Source organism: Mycobacterium sp. E183 (assembly GCF_001667735.1).
GTDB lineage: Bacteria > Actinomycetota > Actinomycetes > Mycobacteriales > Mycobacteriaceae > Mycobacterium.
Genome location: NZ_LZJN01000008.1, coordinates 1 through 2,802, shown reverse-complemented (window position 1 = coordinate 2,802; position 2,802 = coordinate 1). Strand labels below are relative to the sequence as shown.

3 protein-coding genes and 2 pseudogenes are annotated in these 2,802 nt (G+C 71.3%); 3 read left to right on the top strand and 2 right to left on the bottom strand.

The window, feature by feature from the left end; translation table 11 throughout:
* Positions 1 to 115 precede the first annotated feature (115 nt).
* Together A5691_RS01365 and A5691_RS01360 are read left to right on the top strand one after the other, a co-directional pair.
* Positions 116 to 537: pseudogene (locus A5691_RS01365) on the top strand (metallopeptidase family protein).
* Positions 534 to 725, top strand: coding sequence for a hypothetical protein (locus A5691_RS01360; protein ID WP_067755368.1), 192 nt, complete (start codon positions 534 to 536; stop codon positions 723 to 725). Before A5691_RS01365 ends, A5691_RS01360 begins: the two are co-directional and overlap by 4 nt.
* Positions 726 to 732: 7 nt before the next feature.
* On the opposite strand, the gene A5691_RS01355 is transcribed toward A5691_RS01360, so the two are convergent.
* Both A5691_RS01355 and pheA read right to left on the bottom strand, forming a co-directional pair.
* Positions 733 to 1,419, bottom strand: coding sequence for a histidine phosphatase family protein (locus A5691_RS01355; RefSeq protein ID WP_067755364.1), 687 nt, complete (start codon positions 1,417 to 1,419; stop codon positions 733 to 735).
* Positions 1,416 to 2,363, bottom strand: coding sequence for a prephenate dehydratase (gene pheA, locus A5691_RS01350; RefSeq protein ID WP_067755357.1), 948 nt, complete (start codon positions 2,361 to 2,363; stop codon positions 1,416 to 1,418). The genes A5691_RS01355 and pheA overlap by 4 nt, the downstream gene beginning before the upstream one ends.
* A gap of 87 nt (positions 2,364 to 2,450) precedes the next feature.
* Between pheA and A5691_RS01345 the strand changes: the two are divergent.
* A pseudogene (locus A5691_RS01345) lies at positions 2,451 to 2,802 on the top strand (DUF2470 domain-containing protein); the annotation flags it as partial.

Below are 2,802 nucleotides of genomic sequence, written 5' to 3'. Positions count from 1 at the left end.
CGGGTGGTGGCGCCTGGGGGGCCGGCGAGTTGGTCTCGGGCGCCTGGGGCGTCACCACCGCCGGCCAACCCCCCGCCGGAGGCACCCGCCGCGCCGCCCGCCGGGGGCTAGCCGAGTGCCCGTGCGGATGGATCCGCAACGGTTCGAGGAAATGGTCGCCGACGCGCTCGACCTGATCCCGCCCGAGCTGGCGGCGGCAATGGACAACGTCGTCGTGCTGGTCGAGGACCGCCACCCCGACGACGGCGAACTCCTCGGGTTGTACGAAGGGGTCGCGCTGACCGAGCGTGACTCCGACTACGCCGGATCCCTGCCCGACGCCATCACGATTTACCGCGAGGCGCTGCTGGACGTCTGCGAATCCGACGACGACGTCGTCCAGGAGGTCGCGATCACGGTGATCCACGAGATCGCCCACCACTTCGGCATCGACGACGAGCGGCTGGAGGAATTGGGCTGGGCCTGACGAACGTGAGCCCGTTCTATGGGCGCGGCATCCCGGATTTGTCCGCCGCCGGTGCTATGAACGGGTTATGAGTGCTGACTGCCGCGACTGCCGGGCAGGCTTGGATCACTGTCACGGCACCATCATTCGCCATTCACTGCGCCGCTCCGAATGCACGGAGCCGGATTGCTTCAGCCCCGAGCTGTTGCCGCACGCGTTCGTCGTCGACTGCGATGCCATCGGCTGCGGATGCTCCGAGGCCGTCGCGCTGGCTGTCTGACCGGCCCTCAGCCCATCGGGTCGGTGCTCGAGTGCACCGCGTCGGCGACGGGGGTCGCATCCGCCTCGGGGTAGAACGGTGGCGTCAGGGTCCCCCAGCGCACGCAGCTCCACCGGCCGTCGGTGATGGGTGCCAAGACCACCGATTCGGCGTTGTCGAGGTGGTGGTCCAGCGCGAAGCCGGCGTCCACGCCGGCCAGCACGGCCGCCGCCAGCCGGATCGCCGCGCCATGGCTGACGACGACGATGTCGCCGGCCCAGTCGCGGTCGTCGAGGTAGCGCAGGCGCAGTTCGGTGAGCACCGGCACGTAGCGGTCCAACACGTCGTTGCCGGTTTCCCCGCCGGGCAGCGGGATGTCGAGGTCGCCGTGATGCCACCGCTCGTAGATCGCGTTGAATTCCGCGACGGCATCGTCGTCGCTGCGGTTTTCCAGGCCACCCACCTGGACCTCGTGCACGCCGGGCACCTCGATGGGCGCCATCTCGAGTTCGCCGCCGATCACCCCCGCGGTCTGCGACGCGCGGATCGCAACCGAGTGGGCCAGCAACGCCGGCCGGTCCGCACCGCGCGCGAAGGCACGGGCCTGGTCGCGGCCCAGCGGCGTCAGCTCCGCCCCGGGCGGCCGGGTGTCCAGCCTGCGTTCGACGTTGCTGTAGGACTGGCCGTGTCGCAGTAGCACCAGCCGCCCGGTCATAGCTCCATTCCCCCGGCCGCGGTTTCGGGTTTTCCTTCGCGTAGCCGCGCCAGCCAGCGCGCCGCCTCGTCGGCCGGCGGCGGCAGCACCCCGGCGGGCGAGCCGGTCGGCCAAGATCCCAGGTACCGCACATCGGCACAACGACGGTGCAGCGCTTTGAGTGCCTCGGCGACGGCGTCGTCGTCGATGTGGCCCACACAGTCGGCGAAGAACATGTAGGTGCCCAGCGAGGTCCGGGTCGGCCGCGATTCGATTCGGGTCAGGTCGATGCCGCGGATCCCGAATTCGGTCAGCGCGCCGAGCAGCGCACCCGGCGCGTTGTCGATGCGCAGCACCACCGCGGTGCGGTCGGCACCGGTGCGGGCCGGCGGCGGCCCGGGCAGGCCCACCAGAAGGAAGCGCGTGCGGGCGTTGGGTTCGTCGACCACGCCCTCGGCCAATGCGGCCAGCCCCCAGTGGGCGGCGGCCAGCGGCGAGGTCACCCCGGCGTCGGCCTGGCCTTCGGCCACCTGCCGCGCCGCGTCGGCGTTGGAGTAGGCGGGCCGCAACTCGGCCTCGGGCAGGTGGGCGGCGACCCAGTGCCGCACCTGCGCGGCGGCCACGGAGAACGCCGCCAGGGTGCGCACATCGGCGGCGGTGCGTCCCGGTTGGATGACGATGGTGAAGGCGACGTCCAGGGTGGTTTCGGCGAACACCTGCAGGGGCGAGCCGATGGCCAGGCTGTCGAGGGTGGGCGTCACGGACCCGTCGATCGAGTTCTCGATCGGGACGCAGGCGTACTCCGCCCCGCCGTCGCGGACGGTGTCCAGCGCCGCGGCGGTGCTGTCGATGGGCAGTCGCCGGACCTCGCCGGGGCGGTCGGGAATCAGACCGGCCGCCGTGATCTGCAACAGCGCCGCCTCGGTGAAGGTCCCTTCCGGACCGAGATAAGCGATGCGGACCACGCCACAACCCTAGCGGCGCGGGCCGCCAAACCGCCCTTGCGGCGCCCTGCGTTCTAAGTTAACTTAGGCTTACCTAATTTAAGGAGAATGGTGTTACCGCTGACCGCCTGCCCCGCCCCGACGACCGCCGAACGAATCCGCAGCGCGTGCGTCCGCGCCGGCGGCGCGCTGCTGGCCCTCGAGACCGTGCCGGCGCGCCAGGATCCGGTCGTGACGCCGGTCCATCACCTGCTGCCCGACGGGTCCTTCGCGCTGGCCCTGCCCGGAACGAACGACGGCGTCGCCGGGGCCCAGGCCCTGCTGGAGTTGACGGATTACGCGCCGCTGCCGCTGCGCGAACCGGTGCGATCGCTGGTTTGGGTGCGCGGACGCCTCCGGGAATTTCACCGGGCCGAGGTCGCGGAGACGGTCGACCTGATCGCCGCCGAGTGGCCGCACC

What these genes read in the sequence shown, in the direction of transcription:
- A5691_RS01360 (WP_067755368.1), top strand. Translation starts at nt 534, where the DNA reads ATGAGTGCTGACTGCCGCGACTGCCGGGCAGGCTTGGATCACTGTCAC.
- A5691_RS01355 (WP_067755364.1), bottom strand. Translation starts at nt 1,419, where the DNA reads ATGACCGGGCGGCTGGTGCTACTGCGACACGGCCAGTCCTACAGCAAC.